This window comes from uncultured Helcococcus sp. (genome assembly GCF_946998255.1).
In the GTDB taxonomy this organism is placed as follows: Bacteria; Bacillota; Clostridia; order Tissierellales; family Peptoniphilaceae; genus Helcococcus.
Window position 1 is genome coordinate 1 of record NZ_CAMPYN010000062.1, and the last position, 5,598, is coordinate 5,598.

General features: G+C 33.2%; 4 protein-coding genes. 1 reads left to right on the top strand and 3 read right to left on the bottom strand.

Annotation, left to right across the window (positions count from 1 at the left end; genetic code table 11):
* Positions 1–176: 176 nt before the first annotated feature.
* The gene (locus tag Q0U66_RS05140; RefSeq protein WP_297378237.1) at positions 177–779 is read left to right on the top strand and encodes a type III toxin-antitoxin system ToxN/AbiQ family toxin; all 603 of its coding nucleotides are present in this window, start codon (positions 177–179) and stop codon (positions 777–779) included.
* Positions 780–1,474: 695 nt separating this feature from the next.
* On the opposite strand, the gene pepF is transcribed toward Q0U66_RS05140, so the two are convergent.
* The 3 genes from pepF to Q0U66_RS05155 form a co-directional block, all read right to left on the bottom strand.
* Positions 1,475–3,277, bottom strand: a complete 1,803-nt coding sequence (gene pepF, locus Q0U66_RS05145; RefSeq protein ID WP_297378241.1) for an oligoendopeptidase F — start codon at positions 3,275–3,277, stop codon at positions 1,475–1,477.
* Between the two features lie 32 nt (positions 3,278–3,309).
* Positions 3,310–4,032 (bottom strand): amino acid ABC transporter ATP-binding protein, encoded by a 723-nt coding sequence (locus tag Q0U66_RS05150; RefSeq protein WP_297378244.1) that lies wholly within the window; start codon positions 4,030–4,032, stop codon positions 3,310–3,312.
* An 8-nt stretch (positions 4,033–4,040) separates the two neighbouring features.
* Positions 4,041–5,598, bottom strand: a 1,558-nt coding sequence (locus tag Q0U66_RS05155) for an ABC transporter substrate-binding protein/permease (RefSeq protein ID WP_366938264.1), incomplete at its 5' end; no start/stop codon positions are given.

Here is a 5,598-nt window from a genome sequence, read left to right on the forward strand (position 1 = left end):
TAAAGAAGGAGATTCGCTGCCTATCTGAAGTGCGAGACTTTAAAGAAGGAGATTCGCTGCCTATCTGAAGTGCGAGACTTTAAAGAAGGAGATTCACTGCCTATCTAAAGTGTGAGACTTTAAAGATCAATAAGGGGAGAATTAGATTTCTCCTCTTTTTTTATTAAGGAGAATATATGATCAACAATAATAATATTAAATGCCATCTTAAAAATGATGAGATCAGGTTCTATACTGTTGATTATGATTATCTTAAATATCTTCATAATGTAGATTCTGAAGTTCAATTTTCTAATGAATATAATTCATCTAGACATCCTAAACCTTTCTTAGGTATTTTAATTTTTATCGATGATATTAAATACTTAATACCTCTATCTTCGGCAAAGCCAAAGCATGCGAGATTAAATTTTGAAAATACTGGAATAGGACATTTATTAATTAGAGAAGAAATAAATATTTCAGATCATTGCGATTCTGATTGGATTGTAAAAGAAATTCCTGGTGATGAAGAGAAAAAGTATCATATACTTTCAATTTTAGAGATAAAAAAAATGATTCCATTAAGAGATGGATTCTATGAAAAGATGGATTTTGAGAAAATAGAAGATGATGAATATGTGGATTTATTAAAAAAAGAATATTTATTTTGTAGATCCAAAAAAGATTTAATTATAGAGAAGGCTGAGAAATTATATAATAATCAGGTAAATCAAAATAGTTTCGCCAGATTTTCATGTAATTTTAAAAAATTAGAAGAAGCTTCTTTTCAATTTTAATTAATCGATTATAAGAAATCTAGAAAAAAGAAGGCGGAACCCTTTTTTTTATTATTCTCAAGTTTCTCATTGTTTAGATTTAGCGAAATGTTTTATACAATAATAAACAATTCCAAAAGCAAAGTAATCTATAGTTGCATTTTTATTGTAAAAATCAATGTTATTTAAAAACAAATTTAAAATTAAAATTATTATGAAAATCTCTACCATAACAACTAATGTTTCTTTAAAACATTTTTCATATCTACCTCCAGTAATTGTAAAATTTATATTTTATTGATTATAAGATCCAGTATATGAAAAATCCCTAATTTGGAATACTTTTCCGTTTTTAAATGATTGAGCGCCTTTCTTTTTATGTTGCTCAATGTTGTCTATTGAATACCTGCCCGAATCAAATCATTTAAAACAAAGAATTCAATATCTTAAAAATTACAAGTTATATTATTTTATATATTTTGACTAAATAGAGCATACCTTACTTTTCATGCTTATTCTAGACTTTTCCCCACCTGTCATGATTCCCAACCCTCTCATGTCATATAGCTTCCAGTCTTCCCTAATTTTCCATCATTCATTCTCACCCATATCATATAAAAAACCCCGCCATCCAATTTTCTGGATTTTGGGGTCTCGTTTACTAATAAGCCTTCATCTCTAATTTAGCAGAGGTCATCTCCTCAATTATTTAATTTCTATATTTCTCCCAACTCTTCAGAAATCTCTTCAATTTGATCAATTAGAGATCCTATATAGGCTACTGTATCCTTTAGCGGTTGGTCTGTTGAGACATCAACTCCTGCGGTCTTCGCTAATTGTTCTGGGCTTTGAGTTCCACCCATTTTTAAGACTTCTTTCCATTGGTCTGCTGCAGACTTACCCTCATTTCTAATTTTTTTAGAAACTTGGGTTCCTATGGTCAAGCCAGCAGAATATGTGTATGGATATAGTCCCATATAGTAGTGGGGCTGTCTCATCCATGTCAGCTCTGCACCTTCATCTAAGACCACAGCATCTCCCCAGAACTTTTCTAGGCTTTCTTTAAATATCTTATTTAATATTTTCGCATTCAAATCTGTGCCCTGATCAACCAGCTTATATACTTCTCTTTGGTAATAAGCTTCCAATAAGTGGGTCACAAAGTTGTGGTAGTAGGTTTTAGCCACCATTTGGGATAGTACCCATCTTTTCATTCTTAAGTCATTGTTTTCATCTGCAATATTTAACAAGTGGTTTTCTACAATCAATTCATTTGTAGTAGATGGAGCTTCTACAAAGTACATTGAAGGATCTGAATTTAATATTGATTGGTTTTCATGGGTTAATTGGAAGTGGCCAGCATGACCTAGTTCGTGGGCTAGGGTCATCACGTCTGACATGATTCCATTGAAGGTCATCAGTATGAATGATGGAGTCCCATAAGGTGACGAAGCAAAGGCTCCTGTTGACTTTCCATCATTGTTGGCATAGTCTATCCACCTATTTTCAAAGGCTTCTTCCATGATAGCTATATAATCTTCACCCATAACTTGTAAACCTTCAAGTACATAGTTTTTAGCCTGGTCAAAGCTAATTTCTGCAGAATAATTTGGGTCAACTTCAATTTTCAAATCTGAATATCTAATCTCATCTAAATTATGAATTCTTTTCAAAATGCCAGCATACTTTCTCATATGTGGAGCTAGGTCTTCCATGATGACATCCATTTGTCTGTTGTAGAGGTCCCTGCTTACCTTTTGTCTATCTAACAAGTAGTCTATTACTGATTCATAGCCTCTCATTTTTGAAAGAGTTTTTTCCTTTTGAACTTGAGCATTGTAAGTTGAAGCTGTTGTATGTTGGTATTTACCTATAGTCTTAGAGAATGTTTCAAAAGCTTTTCTTCTAACTTTTGTGTTTTGGTCGTATTCGTAAGCTCCTTCAAAGCTGTTGTAGGAAAGCTTATAGCCTTTTCCATCCACATTGAAATCTGGAAATTGTATATCTAAAGACTTAGTATCATTGTATAACCTATATGGAAATGATAGGGTTGAAGATAAGGAAGTCAAGGCTTCTTCTACATCTTTAGAAAGTAACCTGTCTTTTTTATCTAACAATTCTTCAATATATACCTTATAATTTTGAATCTCTTTAGCTTTTTCTAATATATCCTCGTCCAAACTTAAAAGTTCATTTTCATAAAAGGCTAATTTCGACCCATATTTACTGCCTATAGCAACAAGGTCATAATATCTTTCAACAGCTTTTTCATCAAAGGCATTGGCTTGGACAGGCAAGGAAGCATAAGCACCAAGTCTTGATCCGTATTCATTTACCTTTATAAAGTCTTTTAGAGACTTGTCTAAAACTTCAAAATCCTTGATCTTTCCCTTATAAGCTTCAACAAAGTTATCTATAGCTTCCTTATAAGCTTCTAGATCTTTCTTATAGTCCTCTTCACTTTTATATATCAAGGACAAGTCCCAGGTTTCTTTTATATTTACATCTTCTCTTTTCATTTATTACTCCATATCTTTTGTTATTTATAAATTTACAATTTCAAAAATTCTCTAGTCCTATTTTCCTTAGGGTTTGTAAACATGGTTTCAGGATCTAAGTTTTCAAGTATCTTTCCTTGGTCCATAAAGATCACCCTGTCTGATACATCTCTAGCAAAGTCCATTTCATGGGTTACAACAATCATGGTAAATCCTAACTGGGCTAATTTTTTCATAGTTGTCAATACTTCCCCTACCATTTCTGGGTCCAGGGCTGATGTAGGCTCATCAAATAATAAGATTTTCGGCTCCATAGTGATGGCCCTAGCAATGGCTACCCTCTGCTTTTGCCCACCTGATAATTGGTGAGGTTTAGCATTTTTGTAGGCATCCATTCCTACTAGCCCTAAATAGTATAGAGCTTTTTCTTCAGCTTCCTTACGACTTCTTTTTAAAACTTTTGTTTGTCCTATGCAAGTATTTTCTAAAATATTAAGGTTGTTAAACAAATTGAAGTTTTGAAAAACCATTCCTAAATTTTTTCTATGGTCATTTTCTTCAATATCTTCATGAAGAATGTCTCTTCCTTCAAAAATTATTTGTCCTGAATCAGGCCTTTCCAATAGGTTTATACACCTAAGCAGGGTTGATTTACCTGATCCAGATGAACCAATTATAGTGATAACTTGACCCTCTTCTACAGAAAAATCTACACCCTTTAATATTTCATTCTCACCAAAGGACTTATATAAATCTTTAATTTCTAATATAGTCATATATCCTCCTAATTTCCACTAGAAAGCACGTCATGGTCTATCTTCACATATGAAGAATCGCCTTCTAGTTTTTTCTCTAATAATCTCAATAGACCTGTTATGCTCAAGGTTAGTATCAAATATATGGCTGATGCTATGAAATAGGTTTGGAAAAACCTAAAGTTTACACCGGCTATAGATTTAGTTGTAAAGAATAATTCATTAACCGAAATAACATTCAATACTGAAGTATCCTTGATATTTACAATAAATTCATTACCCACATTTGGAATAATATTCTTAAATACCTGAGGTAAGATTATATAAACCATTGTTTGTCTGTGGTTCATACCCAAGGCCTTTGCTGCTTCAACTTGTCCCTTGTCTATGGCATTGATTCCTGCCCTTACCACCTCTGCCATATAGGCTGCAGTATTTATCGAAACTATGATAAAGGCTGAAGCCATAGGTGATGTGTTTATATCAAAGAATAGTTGCAAACCATAATAGAATAACACAGCCTGCACCATCATTGGTGTACCTCTAATAACTTGAACATATATATTTGTAAGTATCTTCAATATGTTTAATAAGAAGTTAAGAATTTTATTTTTAGCCTTTGGGGCAGTCCTGATTACAGCTACTATAAAACCTATAAATAGACCTGCTATGGTACCCACTAGGGATAGTAAAACTGTTAAAAGGGTTCCCCTAAAAAACATTTGCCAATTAGATGAAAATATTGACCAAACTGTTTCTTGACTGTCACTAGTTTCTTGAATCTTTATCATTTGATCCATTATTTCTTGTTTATCTTCATTAGAAATTTCTTCTAAAATTTCATTTATTGGTTCAAGATAGCTTGATCCCTTATTTAATCCAATAGCTATTGAAGTGTCTTCTGGATTTGTTTCAAAACCTTCTTTTAACTCAACCATCTTAAAGGCTGGATTTGCCAATTCTGCAGCCATACCTTCAGGTCTTTCCGCTACATAAGCATCTATCTTACCGCTTTCTATAGCCACCCTCATAGATGAGAAGTCAGCCATTGGTTCTGAATGGATTACTTCTGGTATTTGGTCTATTACACTATCATGGAAGGTATTTAACTGTCCAACCACCCTAGCTCCAGAAAAATCTGCTAAGCTTTCTGCATTAGCATATTTACTGTCATTTCTAGTAACAAGTACTAATTTGGATTCATAATAGGATTGTGTGAAATCTAAGACTTCTTCTCTTTCCTTGGTAGGACTCATCCCAGCTATAATAGCATCTATCTTATTTGATTGAACGGCAGGTAAAAGTCCATCCCATTCGATTTTAACTACTACTAACTTCTTTCCCAATTTATCAGCCACCATTTTGGCTATTTGCACATCATAGCCATTGGCATATTCTTGCGAACCCTGTACAGGCACTGCTCCGTTACCACCATTGGTTTGGGTCCAGTTAAATGGCGCATAAGAAACTTCCATTCCTACCCTAAATTCATCCCTATTATCTTCAGCACCAATCTCCCCTAGAGGAAAGATTGAAAAAATAAGAATGAAAGACAAAATAAAAATTAATACTCTATTTTTCATCATT

Excerpts from the sequence above, each read along its gene's own strand:
- Q0U66_RS05140 (WP_297378237.1), top strand. The coding sequence starts at position 177 with ATGATCAACAATAATAATATTAAATGCCATCTTAAAAATGATGAGATC.
- pepF (WP_297378241.1), bottom strand. The coding sequence starts at position 3,277 with ATGAAAAGAGAAGATGTAAATATAAAAGAAACCTGGGACTTGTCCTTG.
- Q0U66_RS05150 (WP_297378244.1), bottom strand. The coding sequence starts at position 4,032 with ATGACTATATTAGAAATTAAAGATTTATATAAGTCCTTTGGTGAGAAT.